This is a genomic window from Porphyromonas somerae DSM 23386 (genome assembly GCF_000372405.1).
Taxonomy (GTDB): Bacteria; Bacteroidota; Bacteroidia; order Bacteroidales; family Porphyromonadaceae; genus Porphyromonas_A; species Porphyromonas_A somerae.
In genome coordinates this window covers 1-20,326 of sequence record NZ_AQVC01000024.1, presented here as the reverse complement: position 1 = coordinate 20,326, position 20,326 = coordinate 1, and the positions used below count along the sequence as shown (strand labels likewise).

Below are 20,326 nucleotides of genomic sequence, written 5' to 3'. Positions count from 1 at the left end.
CAATTACAATACTTATAGATTAAAAAACCCCTATTTAAGCCTTCTTAGCACAATTCACGCTTCTTACGAGGGCGATAAATCCGCTTCCACCATAGATAATAGCCAGTAATTGGTAGTGAAGCTCCTATGAGCATTGCCAAAAAGGTGAGCAGACGTGAAAAGCTACCGCCCCACCTTCCAAGATGAATAGATGAGATCCAGCCACTCACTTTCTCATACCTCTCTTTATCGGCATACTTGGTCACCTCCAGTAATTCCCCACTTACGGGGTCAAAGCGGTAATCGTCAGTAGCTCTAGCATTGCCCCACCCAGAGAGTGATGCCTTCACCACTCCTTTCTGCACTCTCAAAGAAGCATACTTCTCCAATGGGATCTGCTTCACCGCTACACCCCACGCTACATACCCATCTCCAATCTCTTGGATAGAGGCATGAGGTGGCTTCTCAGAAGGCTGAGAGGCGGCAAAAAGCTTGTACATAGGCTTTTCAAACCAATCGTAAGTCCAAATAAGTCCCGTCACAGCGGAGCCCAGTAGTATTAGAGTAGCGAAAACACCCAGTACCACGTGAAGGTCGTACCATAATACCCTTCGCCCACGGCCGAAACGTATCCTCAGCGAGCGTCCCAACCTACTCCAGCGACTAGGCCACCACAAGACAATACCCGAGATCAAGATGAATACAAAAGCCCAAACAGTAACCCCTACCACCTGCTTACCGACCACTGCCTCCTTAGTGCCATCAAGCATTCGACGGTGAATCAGAGAGGCCGTGGTGAAAAAGGCGGAGCGCTCATACGCCCCTAGCACCTCGCCCCGATAAGGGTCGATAAAGACAAATTTACGATAAGGCGGCGCAATAGCCACCTCATAAGACTTACTGGGGTCGGGATAAATCGTTACTCCCGATATCTTAGCCCCTTCGGGCTGAGTCTCTAGCACCTTTGAGCAAAGCAGGCTCATCTCCATTGGCTCTCCCTCTGGCTCCACATAAACCAACGAAGAGTCACCTCTACGGATAAGGTCTTTCTCTATAATCAAGAGACCACCCGTTAGGCAGATCAACGTAATAAAAACCCCAAATGGCACCGAGAGCCAAAGGTGCACTTTTCGCAAGAATTGTTTCATAAATGATAATATTGTAAAGGTACTAAAAGCTCTATTTGGGACAGCCTAGGCTACATCTCTGCAGAAGCTAGACGCTCTGCATTCTCCGCCACGGTAAGCGCATCGATAAATTGCTGAACATCTCCATCCAGTACATCACTCAGCTGGTAGACCGTTAGCCCGATACGGTGGTCTGTCACTCGCCCCTGAGGGAAGTTGTAGGTACGTATCTTTGCCGATCGGTCGCCTGTACTTACCAAAGTCTTTCGCTTGGAGGCAATCTCATCGATATACTTCTGATACTCCATATTATATATACGTGTCCGAAGCTCCTCCATCGCCCGAGCCTTATTTTTCAGCTGCGACCGCTCATCTTGGCTCTGTACCACAATGCCAGTAGGGATATGCGTGAGACGAACTGCCGAATAGGTGGTATTCACTGACTGCCCTCCTGCACCAGAAGAGCAAAAAGTATCTACGCGGATATCCGACTCCTTCACCTCCACATCAAATTCATCTGCCTGAGGCAATACAGCTACCGTTGCCGCCGAGGTATGCACCCGTCCTTGCGTCTCCGTAGCGGGGACACGTTGTACACGATGCACGCCCGACTCATACTTTAGCTTGCCATAGACTCCGTCTCCCTCCACCTTGAAGACAATCTCCTTAAATCCCCCCAACGTACCCTCACTAAATGAGGAGGTACTACACCTCCAGCCCTGGCTTTCGCAGTACTTCACGTACATCTTGTAGAGGTCACCCGCGAATAGTGCCGCTTCGTCTCCTCCCGTACCGCCACGTATCTCCACTATTGCATCCTTATCGTCCTCAGGATCCTTAGGAATTAAGAGTAACTTAATCTCCTCCTCCATCGTTGGTAATTGCTCCCTAATCGTCTCGATCTCATCCTCAGCCATGTGCCGTAGCTCATCATCACTCTCCTCGGCAACTATCGTCTGAGCCTCCTCCAAATTGGCTAGAAGCAACCGATACTCGTCGCTCTTCTTCGTCAGGTTCTCCAGCTCCTTATACTCCTTGCTAAGGCGCATAAACCGCTTCTGATCACTGATCACACTTGGGTCAGTAATCAAGAGCTGGACCTCCTCAAAGCGCTCCTTTAGCCCCTCTGTTCTCGCTAGTATATCAAATTTCTTAGCCATTCGCTCTTAGTGGTATTCAAAGTGACCTAGAGGGGTATCAAGGATCAATTCATTTTGTGCTGCCTCCTCCACTCTACCTATCACCTTTGCAGGCACACCAAAGCTTTCAGAGAGCTTTATCAAAGTATTAGCTTCCGACTCTGGCAAGTAAACCTCCAGGCGATGACCCATATTGAATACTTTGTACATCTCCTTCGGTGGCGTCTTGCCCTCCCGAGCAATCACCTCAAAGAGTGGAGGGATCGGATGCCACTGATCCTTGATCACTCGCTTCCCTTGCACAAAGTGAAGCACCTTGGTCTGAGCCCCGCCAGTACAGTGCACCATACCGTGGATCGCCCCACGCATCTCCTGAAGCATCTTGGCCACGATAGGTGCATAAGTACGTGTAGGCGAAAGCACCAATTTACCATAGTCTATATCCAAACCCTCCACAGGCTCTGTAAGCGTACGCTTACCCACATAGACCACCTCATCGGGGAGAGCCCCATCAAAGCTCTCAGTGTATTTTCGTGCCACCTCCTTACCAAATATATCATGCCGAGCAGAGGTGAGCCCATTACTTCCCATTCCTCCATTGTAGCTCTCCTCATAGGTTGCTTGGCCGTAGCTGGCTAGTCCCACGATCACATCTCCGCCCTTGATATTGGCATTATTGATCACATCCGACCGCTTCATCCTACAGCTCACCGTGCTGTCCACGATGATGGTACGTACCAAGTCCCCCACATCGGCAGTCTCACCACCAGTCGAGTAAATACCTACACCCAGCCCTCGAAGCTGCTCCAGGAGCTCCTCCGTACCATTGATAATGGCTGCGATTACCTCGCCAGGGATCAGACGCTTATTTCGTCCGATAGTGCTAGAAACCAATATATTATCCACCGCTCCCACGCAGAGAAGGTCATCAAGATTCATTACCAAGGCATCTTGTGCTATCCCTTTCCATACAGAGAGATCACCCGTCTCACGCCAATAGGCATAAGCAAGGCTACTCTTAGTCCCCGCCCCATCAGCGTGCATCAAGCTACAATAGTTGGGGTCACCGCCCAACAGGTCGGGCAGAACCTTGCAAAAAGCTTGTGGATAGAGCCCTTTATCGATATTCTTAATAGCGGCATGTACATCCTCCTTATCGGCAGAGACACCCCGCATCTGGTACATTTCTTTATTCATCATCTCATCTCATATATATATACTATGCAAAGCTACTAAAAAAAGAGTGATAAGGGTGGAAGGGGGGTTGCAAAATAGTTGTAAAGGAGGTATCTTTATGCGACGATAACTAAACACCACACAAATACTATTATAGAGACTATTATGGAAAGAGAACTTCAGCTCAATATCATCAAGATGATACACCGAGAGGTGCTCCCAGCAACAGGGTGTACCGAGCCCGTGGCAGTAGCACTAACCGTGGCACACGCCTCAGCTATTCTACCAGGAGAGATTAAGTCTATCACGCTCGACCTAAGTGCCAACATTCTGAAAAACGCTATGGGCGTAGGCATTCCTGGTACTGGTATGATAGGACTACCTATCGCCATAGCACTAGGAGCGGTGATAGCAGCACCCGAAAAAGAGCTCACCGTGCTAGACCACTTCTCGGAGGAGCAGTTTGCCAAAGCCAAGGCACTTATGGAGGCGGGCATCATCACCATCCGCCTAAAAGATGGAGAGGTAGATAAGCTCTACATCGAAGCCACCCTAGAGGATAGCGAAGGCCATACCGCCATTGCTATTATCGAGAAGAATCATACCGCCCTCAAGAGCCTCACCCTCGATGGTGTAGCACAGCAGGGACAGGGTAGCCACTCAGGTCAAGAGGACGAGGGCACCACACAGCCTTACGATGGCCCAGAAGTACCGCTCACATTCGACCTAGTCTACCGATTTGCCACAGAGATGCCACTTGAGGAGATCCGATTTATAGAGGAGGCAGCAAGGCTCAATAAGCAAGCATCCCAGTACTCACTAAAGGGTCAGTATGGTCACTCCGTAGGCCGTATGATCAAAGGAGAATTGGGGCTAAAATACCTAGGAGACACCGCCTACACTCGTCTCCTTGCTAGCACCAGTGCCGCCTGTGATGCCCGAATGGATGGAGCTCCTGTAACCGTGATGAGCAATTCGGGAAGTGGCAATCAAGGGATTACGGCCACGATGCCAGTGCTTACCTTTGCTGAAGAAGAGGGCGTGAGTGAAGAAAAGAGGATTCGTGCATTGATGCTCAGCAACCTTATGGTCATCTACATCAAGCAGAAGCTAGGTCGCCTCTCCGCCCTTTGTGGCTGTGTAGTTGCCTCCACAGGCAGTGCATGTGGCATCACCTACTTGATGGGTGGAACTAAGGAGCAGATTGGCTTTGCCGTGAAAAACATGGTCGGAAACCTCACTGGTATGATCTGCGACGGAGCCAAACCTAGTTGCAGTCTCAAAGTGACCAGTGGCGTCAGTTCAGCGATGCTCTCCTCCCTACTTGCGATGGAGCACAAAGTGGTCACCAGCAACGAAGGGGTAGTAGATGATGATATCGACAAAAGCATCGACAACCTTACCTCCATCGGCCGTGATGCCATGACCGAAACCGATAAAGAGGTACTCCACATCATGACCCACAAAGGGAAATAACCCCTCCCAAATAACTAGATAAGCCCCCTTCTCCAAAGAGGGGGGCTTTTTTATCTCAGCTCTACTCCACCATATAGATCTTAGCCTCGATACGGACCCACTCACCCCGCTCCGTCACCGATGTCACCTTGGCGTAAAACTCCTTACCCGCATCCATCAAGCGGGAAATGATAAGGTTAAGCGTCCGAGGTACATATCCAATCCTATCCGCACCCATAAAGAGAGCAATTGCCTTTTCATCGTAGATATTCTTAGGTCGCCGCACCATCTTCAGTAGCGTGCCAGGTACCATCTGTTTCTTTAGCTCCTGGATATTATCCACATGCGTAGTGCCCGCCACGATGATATCTAGTAAAAAGATCTCCCGCTTTGGAAGCCCCAAACTATTGATACCCCCTGTGCCAATCAGGGCAAGAAGCTTGTCATTAAGTGGTGTGATACCGCCTTGCTCTGCCATAATCAAAAACCTTGTGATTCATACTCCTCCAAGAGCGTAATGATCTCCTGCATCTTTGCCTTACGCTCCTCCAATTGCCGAATCGTCTCCTCCAAGTCCCTTTGCCTTTGCTCCACCCACTGAGGGTCCGCCAGCTCCTTAGCAAAAGTGTAAGGGAACGTCTGCCAAAGCTCCTCAATCTTTGCCCTTATCTTAGCAATCCGCCCTTTCAGCTGCTCTATCTCGTACTCTATCCCGTTGGTCACATCTATCCCCTCCGTGGGATGTTTAAAGAGCACCACATTATAGAGGTCACGAATTCCATCCAGATCCGCCTCCTTATAGAGTTGCGTTGCCCTGCGAAATATCTCGATCATCTCCTCCGTTGCCTCTGGGTGAAGGTCAGGGTGTACCAGCTTCACAATGGTCTGGTAGAGCCTCCGTATCTCCTTACTCTCGTCGGGCGAAAGCTCAGGTGACTTGAGATACTCCTTGGCATAAAAGAGCTTCTCACTCTCCTGCCTCAGCGTTGCATTATACTCCTCCCGCACCCTCTCCAGCTCCTTATCCACACGCTCCACATCGGGCGTCTCGTCTCTATTCACATACTGGCGGAGCAAGCTTTCCCGCATCGAGAGTAGCTTTATCTCTAGCTGTAGCTGCAGCACCTCGTACTGCAACTCCCCCACCGCTTGCAGATACTCCGCCGAAAGCCGAGGACCCACCGTATTAATCAGGTCCTGATGCTCCGTATAGAGTTGCGAAAACTCTAGCGAAAGGAGCTTGTACTCCTCCCGCAATGCACGCTCACGAGGTGACCAATCTATCGTTGTCATAGGTTTATAAGTCCAATAATATCTTTTGTAAATATAGCAATATTCCGCTGGTATAGGAATTTATAGCTACTTTTGCACAGAAAGAGAACTATTTCCTCAAAAAGAGATACCGTATGAGCAAAGAGATATTGGACTTAAAAATGAAACTAGTAGAGCGGGAAGAGTACTCCGACCGCCTCTTTCTAGGACACTTCACACCAGTAGAAGCGGGAGTAAAGCTACCCCACTTCGCACCAGGACAGTTTGTGCAAGTTTGGGTAAAAGCACCCGATGGGCTACTTCTCCGTCGCCCCATCTCTATCTACGATAGCACAGAGCGAGTGCTGAGCCTACTCATACAGTCCGCTGGTAGAGCCACCCGGCTACTGATGCAGGCACCCATCGGAGCAGAGTACCAGATCCTCTTGCCACTTGGTAATAGCTTTGAGCTACCCCCCGCTGAAAGCCAACCCCTTCTAGTGGGCGGAGGCGTAGGTGTAGCCCCTATGTATGCTCTTGGCAAGGCGATGAAGCAACAGGGCATCGCCCCCAGCTTTCTTCTCGGAGCTAGAAGCCAAGCCCACTTCTCCAACCTCCACCACTTTGAGGAGCTAGGCACCCTCCACCTCTCCACCGAAGATGGCTCTCTCGGTAGCCAAGGATTCGTGACCGACCACCCTATTCTCCGTGAAGGTCACTTCACTCATATATATATGTGTGGACCTACCCCTATGATGAAAGCCGTTGCCCATTGGGCAAAGCAACAAGGGCTCCCAGCACAAGCTTCACTCGAGAATAGGATGGCATGCGGTATCGGCGTATGCCTCTGCTGTGTGGAACCGACTGCAAAGGGACACAAAACCGTCTGCCACGACGGCCCCGTTTTCAACACATCACAATTACTTTGGGAATAAAATAGAGCAGGTATGAAAAGGAATTTAGAGGTACAGATCGGGGAGCTACAACTTAAAAATCCCATCACCACAGCTTCGGGAACCTTTGGGGACGGGCTACTGATGGATAAGATATATGACGTGGGGAAGCTTGGAGCCATCTTCACCAAAGGCACTACCCTAGAGCCAAGAGAAGGCAATGCCCCACAGCGGATGGCCGAGACCCCCTCGGGCATGCTCAATGCGGTAGGACTCCAAAACCTAGGGCTACAGCACTACATCGACCACATCTATCCGGAAGCGATCCAACTAGGCACCGAGATCATTCCCAACGTTAATGGCTCCACCATCGATGATTACATCGCTGTTGCCTCGGCAATGAACGACCTCCCAGGCATCCACGCTATGGAGCTCAATATCTCTTGCCCCAACGTAAAGAATGGCGGAATGGCCTTCGGAGTTTCCGAAAAAGGCATCGCCGAGATTGTCTCGGAGATACGCAAAGTCTACCACCACACCCTCATCGTAAAGCTCTCGCCCAACGTCACCGACATCGCCAAGATGGCGACCATCGCCGAACAACACGGTGCCGACGCCCTCTCCCTCGTCAATACCTTCCTCGGTATGGCAGTGGATGCCGAGCGACGTCGCCCCATCCTCTCCACCGTTACCGGCGGTCTCTCAGGACCAGCTATCAAACCGATTGCTCTCCGTATGGTATGGCAAGTGGCAAAGGCGGTTCAGATTCCAGTGATCGGCATCGGAGGCATCACCAACGCTACCGACGTGATAGAATTTCTCCTCGCAGGCGCCACCGCCATCCAAGTAGGCACCTACAACTTCGTGGATCCCCTCTCACCTCTCAAAATGATCGAGGGGCTGCAAGCCTATATGGAGCGGCACCACATCACCCATATCCAAGAGCTCATCGGTGCCCTAGAGATCTAGCTATCTCGTAGGAAATCAATGTATCTAGTTGTCCGGCAAGTCCGATAATGACGCACCTATACATTCAAAATCAAAGGGGCGAAAAAGCGCCTTTGTAACCCACTGATACACAGCCCTATAAAAAGCCATTAATTGAGATGCAACTAAGCAATCGGCGAGATGCAACTCGCCGATTGCTTAGTTGCATCTCCACTTTTGCTCTACTAGGCAGTCAGTTTTAGAGGAGAATGTTGCACGAAGTGCCATTCTCGCACATTTGCTTCAAATGTGCTGAGACTTTGCACGAAGGATGAGATGCAAGGCCTGAGGATGAGGGCAAGGTGCCGTAGGGCACCAAGGCCCCACCTGGGCCGAAGGGAGCGTACTCACGTACGTGACCTAGGCCGAATTCAGAAAGCAACGCCGCAGATCGCCTTCGTGCAACAGTCTCTTGGAAAGCATTGATTGACACAGATATTGAGAAGGGTCATTGAAGTGCGTATCTGCACCTCAACGACCCTTCTCTATATTAGCTACACTAGCAATAGCATTAAGAAGCCAAGCTTCTCTACTTCAGTGGCTTGGAGCTACTTGATCGCCACTGCCTAGCACGTAAGGCCGACACCCACACACCTCCGACGACCAACCACACCAAGAGCCCTATCCACGAAAAGTGGTGCACCTCGGGACGGAAGTAGCCATGTAGTGGAGAGGTAAAGGAGAGCTGGAAAGGCACTAGATACTTCGCAATAGAGCTCTCTTCCGAAGACTCAAAACGGAGCTCCTTCATCCGCCGAAGCGACCCCGCCTCTAAAGCGGTATATAGTGCTTCGCCATCGCGGCTCCTAATCACCGTCCAGTAAAAGGGATTGCCAAATATCGTCAGCTTATCCCGTGACAAGTCCAAAGGAGGCAACTCCGCCTTTACCAGTCGATAATCTGGGAGTGTAATGGCATAAAACTGGCCCTCTTTATCGGCCAAGAAACCCAGGAAGGCACGACTTGGGTACTCAGTCACAAAAAGCTGCTGGGGCTCCACACCACTGGGTAGTGCGATCTCTTTTAGATAGGGACGCCCCACCGCTTGTCTCAGATTAAAGAGCCTCCCCTTGGCATCAAGCAAAAGATACCCATGGTCGTACGGTTTCTTAGTGGTAGCATTGCCCGCCACTAGAGCGATCGGGAAGGTCACTCCTCTAGCTTCAAACGCCTTCTGAAACAGCTCCGACTTTGCCCTATCCACCTCATTACGACTCATATCAATAAATTCGATGCCCTTTTTCCCTAATCGAAAGACATCGCTCGGCATCTCGAGATAGACCCGCTTGGACATTGACTCTAATAAGAAATAGAGGGGTGTAATGTGGCAATTGATAGAGGAGGGATGCGATATAAAGATAAAGCTCTGCTCCTCTAGCATACTCGGTGAGACCGCCACACCATTGATACTATCGGGCAAACGTCCATCCATCACCAACTGGCGGAAATAAAATGATGGCAATACACTATCAAACTCACTCTCAGTGTATTCCCGCCCCGCATAGTCATAGTAGCGACTTCCATTCTCACCACTATTATCCAGCGATACAAATTCGCCCACCACCTCACTATAGAGGGTAAAAGGCACATAGTCGCCACCTCTTTGCATTAAAGCAGCCAACGAAGTAATCCCCCAAATCAGCATCAGTGCCGATACTACGCCCATCAATAGTTTGAAAAAGATTTTCATAAGCCTAGATTACTGCACACCCTCCTTAAAGCGATAAATAGATAAAATAGCCACGTAGCAAAGTAGAAGAGACCAAAGCCCCACCACCCACAATAGATCTTGATAAGCTCGAGGGGTCTCTGCCACGAAGTAGAGCGATACCACCCCGTAGCTCACTAGCATGCGTAACAACCGCCCGCGCCACGTAGGCTCCACTACTACCCAAGTAGCTACGCCATACATTGCCCATCCTGCCAAGAACCAAGGGGCGACACTAACCAGCAAATGGGTCACTAACTCTGGAGCCAAGATCCGAGAGAGGTCGCCCCATAGGATCAGCATCTGTACGAGGAAAAGTAAGCCCAGCACCACTGCTCCATACGAGAGCATCACGAAGGTAATCCTCCCAAGCGGTATTGGGAGATGAAGGGTGAGCTTCAATCGCTTTTGCACCATTTCAGGAGCCCACTGCACTACCGCTAGCACCAAGCCACACAATATAGGCTGATACTTGAGGGCATCTAGCAAAAGGACATCCTTTGAGAGGAGCACTTCCCAAAGATGAGCCACCCCACGCACAGCTACGATCCTACCTAGCGAGAGCAAGGCATACCCCGTTACTCCTAGCCCTAAGAGGGTGAGTAGTAGCACCGCCCACCTTGTCTTGATCCACTCCTTATATACCAATCCGTCTATCATACCTCAATACTTTCCGGTCAAACCTATAAACACATCCTCCAGAGACATCCGCTCCTCCACTAGCTCACTATATGGCAATTGGTGTTTGGCAAGATACTCTCGAATATACTTTATCCCCTCAAAGCTATGTAGCTCTGCCTGCTGCCCTATCACTGTGGGGTGCCACAGCTTCGGATCATCTGGTAGCTCTATACTCTCCGCCCCTAGCTTTACTAAATACCTATGGAAAGAATCCATCAGCTCCGCCACAGGCATCTGCAAAAGGATCTTACCATAATCTAGGATAATGCAGTCATCGATCAGTCGCTCCATATCCTGAATGATGTGAGAAGTAAGGAAGACGGTCTTATCACGTCCCTTGGTAAATTCCTTTAAGTAGTCGATGAAAAGCCGGCGATAACCAGGGTCGAGGCCCAACGAAAAGTCATCCAGCACCAAGAGGTCGGCATCTTGAGCCAAAATCAGCCCTAGTGCCACTTGCGACCGCTGTCCACACGACATACGACTGATCCGCTGATGAGGGGCAATTTTAAGCAGACTGACTAGGTCGTAGTAGATATCTCGCTTCCAACGAGGATAAAAGCGAGCATAGAAGCGCTCAATCTCCTCCACAGTCATAAAGCTATACTGCACATGTCCCTCAATCAGAAGAGCAATGTTGGCCTTTACCTCAGGGGGCATTGACTGAATATCATAGCCCAGCATCTTACACACCCCGCTTCGAGGCTTCAGATAGCCAGCTAGGATATTGATGGTGGTAGTCTTGCCCGTACCATTCTTGCCCAAGAGCCCCAAGATACGCCCTCTAGGCACATCAAAGGTAAGCCCCTCATAAATGAGGCGCTTACCATAGTAATGAGTTAATCCTCGACACTCAATGATGGCCGAGGAGTCAGTTCCGATCATTGCTTTGTTGCTTTTAGCGAAGGTTGTACACGGTTATTGAAGTCGTTGGTAGAGTTATTAGTATCCATCAGATACTTTCTACCATTGGCTTCCCGAGCCACCTTACGGATCACTGCGGTTCCTTGGCCAGTCTTATCATTAAAGCTCTTGCACCAACCAGTGTAACCAGCATCTAGGACATCGGGAATAAATCGCCACTCAATAGCATCTTCGATACCGAGGAATACCACATCAACCATCCACTCGTGAGGTATCTTATAGGTTTTAAGTGACATCTCCTTCACAAAGTCCTTAAACTTAAAAATATACTTACCATCCCACAAGTAATCCTTGATGAATGTCTCACGATCTACCGGCATACGCACTAGAGCAATCGTAGTGACGCCACGCTGGTGGAAAGAGGAGAGGGTAAGTGAAGACTTATAGTAAGAGATCAGGTTGGGCACCTCAGGATTATCCACATCTTGAAACCTAGGATTTTCAGAGAGGTCGTAGATCTCAAAGTCGGCGTGCGAAAGGTCTGTCGCCCCCTTGAAAACCTTTGAGTGGTCTTTGGCATCATTGGCGATAATCAGTGATGCACCTGGCTTCACTGGATGGCTCTTGCCATCACCAGGAATCATGGAGACAAAACTGACCGTAAGAGCCTTATCCAGCGGACTATCGACATATTCTCGCTTCATATTGCACAAATCTTCCGACTGCACAATCGCCAAACTATCGGCAAAGAGAGTGACGTCTGAATTATTGGTAATCTTTATGTACTGCTCAGAGTACTTAAAGGTCTTTCCAGTCTCAGGATCAATGGTAGGGCTAAAGAAAAGCTCCTCAATCACAAAGCCTGCATTGCTATTCTCTACATACTGTGGGGTGAGCTCGAAGGTGGTACGCTCCTTAGTCACCGTCACCTGCTCTTTTATAGAGATAGGAGTAGAGACTCTACCTAGCTTCTCCGACTGATACGCCAAAGTAGCCTCAACAGAGACCTCATATACGCCCTCCAAAAGCACCTTCTTGAAGGTCGGTTCCTTAGAGATTAGCTCAGAGGTTTGGCCATCTTTATTGCTTTTGAAGGAGATTTTAAGGTCGCTGTACACTCCTGCATTCACACCTAGAGGTGCTTTCAAAACGAAGCTACATTCACGCTCCACTGCTACCTCTTTCTCATTTTTTGGCTCACAGCTGACTAGTCCGAAAGCCAAAAGGGCTACAAACCCCCATAGATACTTCACTGCTTTCATATACTTCTTAATAAATTAATTAATTGTTAGTCTCTACTTACTTCAGTTCCTTTGCTACAAAGTCTTCGGTAGAGTTATTTGTATCCTTTAGTACCTTAGACCCATCCGATAGGCTCTTCCGCACCACCTTTTTACCGTAACGTGCATCATCATTCAGCTCATCTGCCACCTTAGCATAGCCGGCATCCAGTTTCTCTGATATAGGCAACCACTGTTTCTCATTAGTCATACTGAGGTTCACAGCATCTAGTACCCACTCATTTGGCAACTTCAAAGCAGGTTGCCCAGGTAACTCCATTGGGTCCATTCCTTCATATATCATTAGCTCTTTGTAAGCGTAAGTGCACTCTTTCACGAGGTCCTGAACCGATTTGCCTTGTAGGTCAACAATGGCATAACTGTGCTGGCCATTGGTACTCATGGACCAATTCTCAGTTCCATCGCCATAAGGGTCGCTGATGAACACAAGTTTCATATTGGGTACCTTAGGATTGTCGGGGGTCTCAGAATCAATATAGCCCTTATCACTCATCCACTCGAAGTTGGCGTTGGATAGGTCTATTGAATTTGGATTCTCCTTTGTATGGTCAATGGCAGAGTGGCACAAGATAACACTCTCATAAGGTTTCACCGCATACTCTTTTCCACTGCCGGGGAACTGCATCACTAAGTCGGTTACGAAGTGTGTTGCCCTCACATCGGGCTTTGCTTCTACCTTATCATCCGACTGCCAGAGCGACTTTACTAGAGCTAGTCCATCAAGATATCTCGTTACGGGACTATTGTTGGTAATCTTGATGTACTTATCCTCATCGTACTGCTCGCCCTTGCTATTTCGACTTCCAGCAAAGAATATCTCGCTGATAACGAAGCTCTCCTTAGGCATCTCCCACATCAATTGGCAAGTGCGGTCGGATTTTGCCTTTGCCTCAACTACAAAGTCCTCTTTGTACTCTAACTCTGCTAAAGCACCTTTGCACTCGAAGCGACACATCACCTTCATAGCATAGGCTTCTCCCTGCACCAAGTGAAGCACCGCCTTACCCTCCTTAAAAGAAATAGGCAACACCTTACCATCGCTTCTGGAGGTGAGCTCGCCTGTAGCTTCTGTAATGCTACCTTCAACACCCAATGGTGCCTTTAACTGAAAGGTAACTTCGGCATCCTTCGGTACCTCTGGAAGGTCGCTCTCACAGCTCCAGAGTAGGAGCAACGTCACACATAACCCGAATAGTAAAAATAACTTCTTCATATATCTATCTATTAAAAATTAAAACTGTTTAAAAGACCAATTGAACTACGCCCTCTACCCGATGGCCAATAAGTGTCTCTATTCCTCCACCGCTGTAACGATCAAAGCGGTATTTTCCGCCCACCTCTACGCCCCAAGGCAGGGCTCCCCACCCCTGTATAGTGTAGTGCCACTTAGGAGCTATCTCGAAGGAGAGATGCGATGCATTGATAACCGAGAAACTACGCTCAACCTGCCTACTCAGCTCCTCCTTCAAGGTAGTATGTGAGAGGGAGACCGCGCCCTTACTAAGTGGAGAATAGCCTATGTGGCAGGAGAGGGCTAAGTAGTTAGCTTTATCCACTTGATAGGAACCGAAGCCACTGAGGGCGAACTGCCACCGTTGGTTCTGTAGCGTGGAGCTAGGCTCTAACTTCCGTATCGCTAGGTACCTATAGGATAGTACGGGGGAGAGCTGCCACTTCACTCTACCTTCCGACCGACCAACGTGCCAAGCGAGCGACCCTTGGTAGCGGGGGAAGTAGAAGTTGGGCAACTCACCAATTACTGGATAGGTACCAGCATTAGACTCGCCAACGATATGCTCTACCCCTTGCCGCAGCTTCATTTCTCCTTTCAGTTCGACCCCTTGTTGCCAGGGTCCTTGCCATAAGTACCCGATAGCTACCTCCAATTGATGATCGTTGTAGTGGTGAATGGGGACTTCGTTCATATCGGTGAGTATCTCCTCAAGCCGATGATAGCGATAGCCCACCTTGGCGAGGAAGCCATCTCCATAGAGTGGAGCGATATGTGCCGAGCTAAAGAGGCCATAGCCACGGTAGTAGACCGTAGGGGTATTGGTATTGAAGCGGGCAAAACTCCCTCCCAAGCCATTCATCAGCCATTGAATGGTAGTGCCCAAAGGAGAGTAAAAGGCAACGCTACTCCGCTGTTTGTAGATCTCATGCCCTAATGAAAGCCCTACAATATGTCTGCCTAGTGGATGTGCCACACCGATATTCATAGTTAAGTTAGAGACAATGTTGCGCGGACGTGGATCCACCCTTCGATACTCCTGTTGCGAAAGGTACTGCACCTCTCCAGCCACTCTCCATTGGTGCCATGCTCCGCTATATCCCCCACCAAAGGCATACCGCTCGTGAGATAGGTTGCCCCCCTCTGCATCTGCCACTATATAAGGATAGAGGCGAGCAAAGTCGGAAGTGCTATTGAAGCGAACCCCCTTGATCAGCCCAGTAGAATAGGTAGCACTTCCCCACAAGTGCCGTGACCGTGAAGGCTTTAGATAGGTAGTAGCATAAATATGGGCAAGGCTCTCTCCCGAACCGATCTGTTCCAGAAAAGCTCTTTTCTCGTGCCTCCAATGGTACTCTGTGCCAAAAGTTGAGAGAGAAGAGGGGTAAAGGAGATGATGCAATGCCACATTATCGTGATAATACCTAAGCATCGTAGCATCTACCACCGCATGCTCGAGGGAGCGAGAAAGCAGGGGCAAGGTATCCCTTTCTTGCGCCACCATCTCCGTAGCAGCTATGAAGAGCCACATCGTGAATAAGATCAACTTCCCCCTTTTCATTGCATACGTACCAAATGGATTTCACATGAGCTTTCACTCGAAAGGAACTCCTGCTCAGTAGCAGAACCACGCACCCATACTCGCTCCCCATTGTCCAATAAGAGCGTCCCCTCTACCTGCACATCGTAGAGCCCACGCAGCAGTTGGTCGCTATAGCTAGATGAGGAGATAGAATTACGGATAGTAGTCACACGAGTATTTTGATTATGGAACTTAATCTGGTAGCTTTGTTGCTTCACAGCTACCAAAGAGTCCATAAACACCCGCACCGTCACCTCCGTCATCACATCGGCTCTATCGCCCGCATGGCAGTCATAGAGTAGGCATGCTATGAAAAGCCAAGAGAAGAGTTCAACTATCTTTTTCATAAGGTCACCATCAATTCCATCCCAAAGTAGGGATATTGGTTTCGCCGGATTACATACCCTTTCTGATGAATATCAGGGGAGTAATCGAATATCTTATTCACAAAGAGAGCCACATTAAGTCGCTCCCCAAATAGTCGCTTGGTAGCCTTGAGGTTGGTAATCATCATAAATGGTACCACATACCGCTCAAAAGAGCTATCGCTATACGACCGCTTGAGCCACTGCAAGTAAGTATCCGACTTATCTTGCTCCCTAAAGGAATGCTCCTTACCATCCTTCAGATCCACATAGAGGTCAGGGTAATTGGAGATGGGCATCTTCTGCGAAGAGGAGTACCAATTGGATTGGAACGAGAGCGACACACCTAGCCCAATCTTAGGAAGGTAAGAGTCCAGCCTCAGGTCGCTATTCAGCATCTCTCGTACCAATATCTCATTGTCCCGATAGATCCCCATATAAGGCACCTCACTATCTCCAAGTACCGCTTTTGGTCGCTCATATTGAGGCAAACTATTGCGATAAATAGTTCTGAACCACGCTCCAGAGAAAGTAACTCGGGTATTAAGGAAAGAATAGCGAGGGGTGCTCAGCATCCACTCCAGCCCCACCTTTGAGGTTTCGCTACCATTGGTGACTTTTCCGAGGAGCCTGAATTGCTTCGACTCTTGGTAGGTAAAATCGGTAATAGCAGGCTTGGCCGTAAGGGCATCATAAGGGACAGAGGAGGGGTTGTAGCGCTTAAAACTGGCAATCTTCAGCTCTGCATCATTACGAAACCCGCTACTCATCCGCTCGTAGAAATAGGTGACGGAGGCGGAGTATCCAGCCCAATCGAGGTCGAGCCGACCCTCTATCTTGATATTCTTTGCCGGCTTTAGTGGCCGATTATTGGGGTGGTAGATATAGGTGCGTAGGTAGACGAGGCGATAATTGGGATTGGCATGGTAATAATTGAGCTCCACAAAGTCGTCGTACACGGTATCGGGGTAAAGCTGATCCATAGAGGGGAACATACTAAGGCTTCCGACCCCTCCAAGCAACTGTAGACGCAGTGGTTGCTCCCGCACGGAGATAGGGGCAAAGCTGAGGCGGGCATTGAGGCGAAGGTCTGTATACCACTTGCCACTCATTTGATAAGAGCTATCGAGATGTAGAAGTTGATTGCTCACTATGCCTGCCATGAGTGTGAAGGTATGGGCACCGATAGGAATGGAGAGCTCATCCTCCAGAAATAAGGAGAGCACACTTTTTGCTGGGATATCACAGAATGGGCGTGGGCGACTGCCAGCGGTCCAGAAGAGAGGCCGATCCAAGTCAAAAAGCGTCCCTTTGCCTCTATTCTTACTGTACGACCAAGTGGCTCCATACTTAATCCGCTGCTTACCCCAATCCCTCTCCATGTGCGTACTTCCCTTCACCTTTGCATAAAGGTAGAGGGGTCGGCTATCCACTAGATGCGACGCCACATAATTACGGGGATAGTACTTTCCCTCAAACTCCCCCTCCTCCTTCTGCGTGAGATAAGGGACATCCCTATTAAGGAGCATATCCTTAGTAATCTCCGTGCGATCCCATGTATGGGTAGCGGAGAGAATCATCTCCAGAGCGTGGAGCCATCCATTTTCCTTAGGCAAGAGCGACAAAGTTTGCGAAAAAGCAAGGCTATGATAGCTTGCCTTGTAACTATCCTTGGGGTTATAATCTAAGTCTTGATCCCTCTTGCGGTCGTCGATCGTGCCGGTATAATCTACATTGGTGTGAGAGCTGAGTGCCCCTACTCCCAACTGCCACTTACCCGACAGGCGTAGAGAGCTATTGATACGCTCGTAACAATCCCGCACACTGCGAGGATCGGAATAGGCGGAGAGGTAACCTACACTGGCGATGAGATTGAGATGCTCTTCACGGAGTGTCACCCCTTTGGAGAGGAAAAATAGCTTGCTACTCATATCGGACTTGAAGCGCCCGTTTAGGTCATCGCTCCATTGTTTACGTTTTACCTTGATCAGGCCACTAGTGAGGTCAGAGTGCTCTACAGAAGGGATTCCTCGCACCACCTCTATACTCTCCACCTCGTCCGTGGCAATAGTACGCATATCCACTCCGGCATTGATCGGTATTCGGATAGGGTATTCATAGTTATTCCCCTGCATGCCCCTAAACCCCGCATCCATCTTGAGTGGCACGCCATCAATAAGGAAGGTGGTGCCCATGGAGGAGGTATTGTAATTAGATTGATTGACGCGTGGAAGTAAATTATGCTGCCCAACGATAGGAAGCGTTGCCTCTCTTAGCCGAATAATATCGGGACTGGTGAGTTGGGGGTCGGATGAGAAGCCTCCTGGAAGTAGCTCCAGCACATCGGCAATGCTAGAGGGCTGAATATGTGCCATGGCGGTTTGGCCAATAAGGGAGGAACTGGTCATTCCTTTAGAGGACTTTGCTGTCACCACCACCTCCTGTAGCTCGCGACTACTATTCTTCAGTATAATAGAGATACTTTGCTTGGAATTAGTAACCTTGAAATGCTCTACCTTTTTATCATAACCAATGTAGGTGACCTGCAGCTGATAACTGCCAGGTAGCACCTTTGGGAAAGTGATGATACCGTAAGGGTCGGTGGCACCAGTATAGAGTTGCTTACCCCGCTCCATACGCACCAAAGCCCCTATTAGTGGTTCGCCACTATCACTATCTTTCACCGTGATAGTGAGCTCAGACATTCTAGGGGTCTGAGCCATCGCCCACTCTATCGGGATAGAGAGGAACAAGAGGAGTATCAGAAGCTTTTTCATAACCAGAGGAATAGTAGTGGTATCACTATCCCAATGATCAATTCTACTCCACCTATTCCTTTAAGACCTCGCTTCCCTTTGACTAGAAGTAGCCCTGAGAGGGTAATAAGGATTAAAGCGACGGCAAATAGATCGGAGAAATAAGTCCACCAACGTCCTGGGTTGTAGTGTAGCCTAACAAAGTCGCTCAGGATAGGGCGCTTACGGAGGCGGTCGTACGTAGCAGTGCCATTACTTAGGTCAACCTCGAGTGTGGAGCCACCTTTGAGAAATACCTTGAGGCTCTTATCATCGGGGTAGTAGTGCTTGGTGTAATTCTTTTCCTCGTTGATGCTCGTAAGGAGGGTAGTGAGCTCCTCTTGGGTCACCGTTCCTTTCGCCCTCGGAGTATCTGCTATCGCCTGCTGCAGGATTATTCGCTTAGCGGTATAACTAGGATTGATCTGGTCGCGATGATTCATCAATATTCCAGATAGGGCGTAAATCAATACCACCCCTGCAAATAAGAAGGAGCAGTGCCGATGCAACCATCGACACCCCCTTCTGATTTGATTCCACGAAAGATGGTATTTATTCGCCTCCATCTAGTTACTCTACAATCTCGTACTTATCAGCAACGATATGATAAAGGCTCACATAGGCTTTCCCCTCACGATCGGTACGCTCTGCAATGCGAGTGCGAAAGTTGGCAATCCGCTCAGCGATGCTATTAGTGGCCTGCTCGGCGTTGGCCTGCATATCAGCTGCACAACCACTTGAGCCCTCGCCATGTTGCTTTGCAGCTTCGGCCACCTCAGCTTCCCACTGTGCAAGATAAGCTTCATCAATACGCTCCTCAACGAGTTTGCCCTCTACCTTTACAACGCTGTGAACGCACTTCTGGGGGAAACTCCCAATCGCGTCACCAGCCTCCACTCGTATGGTATTGGTATCGTCGCTTCCCATCAAGAATATCTTGCCACCGCCATGCTTGCATATATGAGTGCAGATACCCTCTAGCACTACATCTTGATCCACGAAAGCATCAGGATTGTTCAAAAGTGAATCCACGTCCAAAGTGCTAGTGGTTACCTCATCCTCTTCCTGCTTATTATTCTCTCCCTTACTGCAGCCTACTAATAATAGTGTGGAAAGGAAAAGGAAGAGGGTTGTTCTCTGTAAAATGTTCATTGTACTAATACTTTTATATGAATACTGCTGCAAAGTTGGCTATATTTGGGCAGAAAGGCTCTCCCTATTTCTGGGTAAATTAGCAGTCGAGACCTACTCATATATAGGTATTTACTAATACCTCCTCTAGGACTTTGCTCAAAAACATGTATTTTATCATAAACCATAATCCATAGCACTCGTCACTTTTCTATCTACATAAATAGAGATTTCAAATAGGTTTAGCAGCAACCTTGATTTAATAGGCATGGGTCAAAGTAATGCTCTTCCTTCATAGTAGATAAGACAAGAAGCAATAACTGAAAATAAATTTAGATTTCACCAAGGAAGAGCGAGGTTAAGAGTATATTTTTAATCTACTGATATACAACACTCTATATAGAAGTCAGCCGAGACCCGGTCTAAGCAATCACCGAGACCCGGTCTAAGCAATCGCCGAGACCCGGTCTAAGCAATCGCCGAGACCCGGTCTAAGCAATCGCCGAGACCCGGTCTAAGCAATCGTCGAGACCCGGTCTAAGATATTGTACTGATATGGTCATCTTTCTCTCCTATAACCTATTAGTTAAGAGTAAGATATAGGTGTAGCCATCACCATATTAAAAAGTATCGTTCGCCTTCCATGTAACAAACTTTTTTT

18 protein-coding genes are annotated in these 20,326 nt (G+C 49.0%); 3 read left to right on the top strand and 15 right to left on the bottom strand.

Going from position 1 to position 20,326, the window contains the following annotated elements:
* Positions 1-44: 44 nt before the first annotated feature.
* Genes A3GK_RS0105880 through A3GK_RS0105870 form a run of 3 tightly spaced genes read right to left on the bottom strand, consistent with a single transcriptional unit; the run spans position 45 to position 3,442 of the window.
* A complete protein-coding gene (locus A3GK_RS0105880) occupies positions 45-1,127 on the bottom strand; it encodes a PepSY-associated TM helix domain-containing protein (RefSeq protein ID WP_018028547.1) in 1,083 nt (360 codons plus the stop codon).
* Positions 1,128-1,177: 50 nt separating this feature from the next.
* Positions 1,178-2,266 (bottom strand): peptide chain release factor 1, encoded by a 1,089-nt coding sequence (gene prfA, locus A3GK_RS0105875; protein ID WP_018028546.1) that lies wholly within the window; start codon positions 2,264-2,266, stop codon positions 1,178-1,180.
* 6 nt (positions 2,267-2,272) lie between these two features.
* Positions 2,273-3,442 carry an AIR synthase related protein gene (locus tag A3GK_RS0105870; protein WP_026161750.1) on the bottom strand — a complete coding sequence of 390 codons (1,170 nt, stop codon included), beginning with the start codon at positions 3,440-3,442 and terminating at the stop codon, positions 2,273-2,275.
* Between the two features lie 144 nt (positions 3,443-3,586).
* Here A3GK_RS0105870 and A3GK_RS0105865 point away from each other — a divergent pair, with 144 nt between their 5' ends.
* Positions 3,587-4,897, top strand: a complete 1,311-nt coding sequence (locus A3GK_RS0105865) for an L-cysteine desulfidase family protein (RefSeq protein WP_018028544.1) — start codon at positions 3,587-3,589, stop codon at positions 4,895-4,897.
* Positions 4,898-4,958: 61 nt separating this feature from the next.
* On the opposite strand, the gene A3GK_RS0105860 is transcribed toward A3GK_RS0105865, so the two are convergent.
* Together A3GK_RS0105860 and A3GK_RS0105855 are read right to left on the bottom strand one after the other, a co-directional pair.
* Positions 4,959-5,354, bottom strand: coding sequence for an HIRAN domain-containing protein (locus tag A3GK_RS0105860; protein WP_026161749.1), 396 nt, complete (start codon positions 5,352-5,354; stop codon positions 4,959-4,961).
* Between the two features lie 2 nt (positions 5,355-5,356).
* Positions 5,357-6,169: a J domain-containing protein gene (locus A3GK_RS0105855; RefSeq protein WP_018028542.1), complete on the bottom strand. Its 813-nt coding sequence runs from the start codon at positions 6,167-6,169 to the stop codon at positions 5,357-5,359.
* 113 nt (positions 6,170-6,282) lie between these two features.
* Between A3GK_RS0105855 and A3GK_RS0105850 the strand changes: the two genes are divergently transcribed.
* Positions 6,283-7,062, top strand: coding sequence for a dihydroorotate dehydrogenase electron transfer subunit (locus A3GK_RS0105850; protein WP_018028541.1), 780 nt, complete (start codon positions 6,283-6,285; stop codon positions 7,060-7,062).
* 12 nt (positions 7,063-7,074) lie between these two features.
* On the top strand, positions 7,075-7,989 hold the full coding sequence (locus A3GK_RS0105845; protein WP_018028540.1) for a dihydroorotate dehydrogenase: 915 nt from the start codon (positions 7,075-7,077) through the stop codon (positions 7,987-7,989).
* A gap of 547 nt (positions 7,990-8,536) precedes the next feature.
* Here A3GK_RS0105845 and A3GK_RS0105840 read toward each other — a convergent pair.
* Genes A3GK_RS0105840 through A3GK_RS0105795 form a run of 10 tightly spaced genes read right to left on the bottom strand, consistent with a single transcriptional unit; the run spans position 8,537 to position 19,686 of the window.
* A complete protein-coding gene (locus A3GK_RS0105840; protein WP_018028539.1) occupies positions 8,537-9,697 on the bottom strand; it encodes a DUF4857 domain-containing protein in 1,161 nt (386 codons plus the stop codon).
* Positions 9,698-9,706: 9 nt separating this feature from the next.
* Positions 9,707-10,375 carry a hypothetical protein gene (locus A3GK_RS0105835; protein ID WP_018028538.1) on the bottom strand — a complete coding sequence of 223 codons (669 nt, stop codon included), beginning with the start codon at positions 10,373-10,375 and terminating at the stop codon, positions 9,707-9,709.
* Between the two features lie 3 nt (positions 10,376-10,378).
* Positions 10,379-11,281, bottom strand: coding sequence for an ABC transporter ATP-binding protein (locus tag A3GK_RS0105830; protein WP_018028537.1), 903 nt, complete (start codon positions 11,279-11,281; stop codon positions 10,379-10,381).
* A complete protein-coding gene (locus tag A3GK_RS0105825) occupies positions 11,278-12,522 on the bottom strand; it encodes a DUF4876 domain-containing protein (RefSeq protein WP_018028536.1) in 1,245 nt (414 codons plus the stop codon). Before A3GK_RS0105825 ends, A3GK_RS0105830 begins: the two co-directional genes overlap by 4 nt.
* Before the next feature lie 37 nt (positions 12,523-12,559).
* Positions 12,560-13,774 carry a DUF4876 domain-containing protein gene (locus A3GK_RS0105820; RefSeq protein WP_018028535.1) on the bottom strand — a complete coding sequence of 405 codons (1,215 nt, stop codon included), beginning with the start codon at positions 13,772-13,774 and terminating at the stop codon, positions 12,560-12,562.
* A gap of 28 nt (positions 13,775-13,802) precedes the next feature.
* Positions 13,803-15,353 carry a DUF6850 family outer membrane beta-barrel protein gene (locus A3GK_RS0105815; RefSeq protein ID WP_018028534.1) on the bottom strand — a complete coding sequence of 517 codons (1,551 nt, stop codon included), beginning with the start codon at positions 15,351-15,353 and terminating at the stop codon, positions 13,803-13,805.
* A complete protein-coding gene (locus tag A3GK_RS0105810; protein WP_018028533.1) occupies positions 15,350-15,721 on the bottom strand; it encodes a hypothetical protein in 372 nt (123 codons plus the stop codon). Before A3GK_RS0105810 ends, A3GK_RS0105815 begins: the two co-directional genes overlap by 4 nt.
* Entirely contained in the window at positions 15,718-18,516 is a 2,799-nt protein-coding gene (locus A3GK_RS0105805; RefSeq protein WP_018028532.1) for a TonB-dependent receptor, read from the bottom strand. Before A3GK_RS0105805 ends, A3GK_RS0105810 begins: the two co-directional genes overlap by 4 nt.
* Entirely contained in the window at positions 18,513-19,100 is a 588-nt protein-coding gene (locus A3GK_RS0105800) for a PepSY-associated TM helix domain-containing protein (protein ID WP_040576013.1), read from the bottom strand. Before A3GK_RS0105800 ends, A3GK_RS0105805 begins: the two co-directional genes overlap by 4 nt.
* 4 nt (positions 19,101-19,104) lie before the next feature.
* Complete coding sequence (locus tag A3GK_RS0105795; RefSeq protein WP_018028530.1) at positions 19,105-19,686, bottom strand: hypothetical protein; 582 nt, start codon at positions 19,684-19,686, stop codon at positions 19,105-19,107.
* Positions 19,687-20,326: the final 640 nt, after the last annotated feature.

Bases quoted from the DNA above. Each gene is read 5' to 3' on its own strand.
- A3GK_RS0105880 (WP_018028547.1), bottom strand. From the start codon at position 1,127: ATGAAACAATTCTTGCGAAAAGTGCACCTTTGGCTCTCGGTGCCATTT.
- prfA (WP_018028546.1), bottom strand. From the start codon at position 2,266: ATGGCTAAGAAATTTGATATACTAGCGAGAACAGAGGGGCTAAAGGAG.
- A3GK_RS0105870 (WP_026161750.1), bottom strand. From the start codon at position 3,442: ATGAATAAAGAAATGTACCAGATGCGGGGTGTCTCTGCCGATAAGGAG.
- A3GK_RS0105865 (WP_018028544.1), top strand. From the start codon at position 3,587: ATGGAAAGAGAACTTCAGCTCAATATCATCAAGATGATACACCGAGAG.
- A3GK_RS0105860 (WP_026161749.1), bottom strand. From the start codon at position 5,354: ATGGCAGAGCAAGGCGGTATCACACCACTTAATGACAAGCTTCTTGCC.
- A3GK_RS0105855 (WP_018028542.1), bottom strand. From the start codon at position 6,169: ATGACAACGATAGATTGGTCACCTCGTGAGCGTGCATTGCGGGAGGAG.
- A3GK_RS0105850 (WP_018028541.1), top strand. From the start codon at position 6,283: ATGAGCAAAGAGATATTGGACTTAAAAATGAAACTAGTAGAGCGGGAA.
- A3GK_RS0105845 (WP_018028540.1), top strand. From the start codon at position 7,075: ATGAAAAGGAATTTAGAGGTACAGATCGGGGAGCTACAACTTAAAAAT.
- A3GK_RS0105840 (WP_018028539.1), bottom strand. From the start codon at position 9,697: ATGAAAATCTTTTTCAAACTATTGATGGGCGTAGTATCGGCACTGATG.
- A3GK_RS0105835 (WP_018028538.1), bottom strand. From the start codon at position 10,375: ATGATAGACGGATTGGTATATAAGGAGTGGATCAAGACAAGGTGGGCG.
- A3GK_RS0105830 (WP_018028537.1), bottom strand. From the start codon at position 11,281: ATGATCGGAACTGACTCCTCGGCCATCATTGAGTGTCGAGGATTAACT.
- A3GK_RS0105825 (WP_018028536.1), bottom strand. From the start codon at position 12,522: ATGAAAGCAGTGAAGTATCTATGGGGGTTTGTAGCCCTTTTGGCTTTC.
- A3GK_RS0105820 (WP_018028535.1), bottom strand. From the start codon at position 13,774: ATGAAGAAGTTATTTTTACTATTCGGGTTATGTGTGACGTTGCTCCTA.
- A3GK_RS0105815 (WP_018028534.1), bottom strand. From the start codon at position 15,353: ATGAAAAGGGGGAAGTTGATCTTATTCACGATGTGGCTCTTCATAGCT.
- A3GK_RS0105810 (WP_018028533.1), bottom strand. From the start codon at position 15,721: ATGAAAAAGATAGTTGAACTCTTCTCTTGGCTTTTCATAGCATGCCTA.
- A3GK_RS0105805 (WP_018028532.1), bottom strand. From the start codon at position 18,516: ATGAAAAAGCTTCTGATACTCCTCTTGTTCCTCTCTATCCCGATAGAG.
- A3GK_RS0105800 (WP_040576013.1), bottom strand. From the start codon at position 19,100: ATGGAGGCGAATAAATACCATCTTTCGTGGAATCAAATCAGAAGGGGG.
- A3GK_RS0105795 (WP_018028530.1), bottom strand. From the start codon at position 19,686: ATGAACATTTTACAGAGAACAACCCTCTTCCTTTTCCTTTCCACACTA.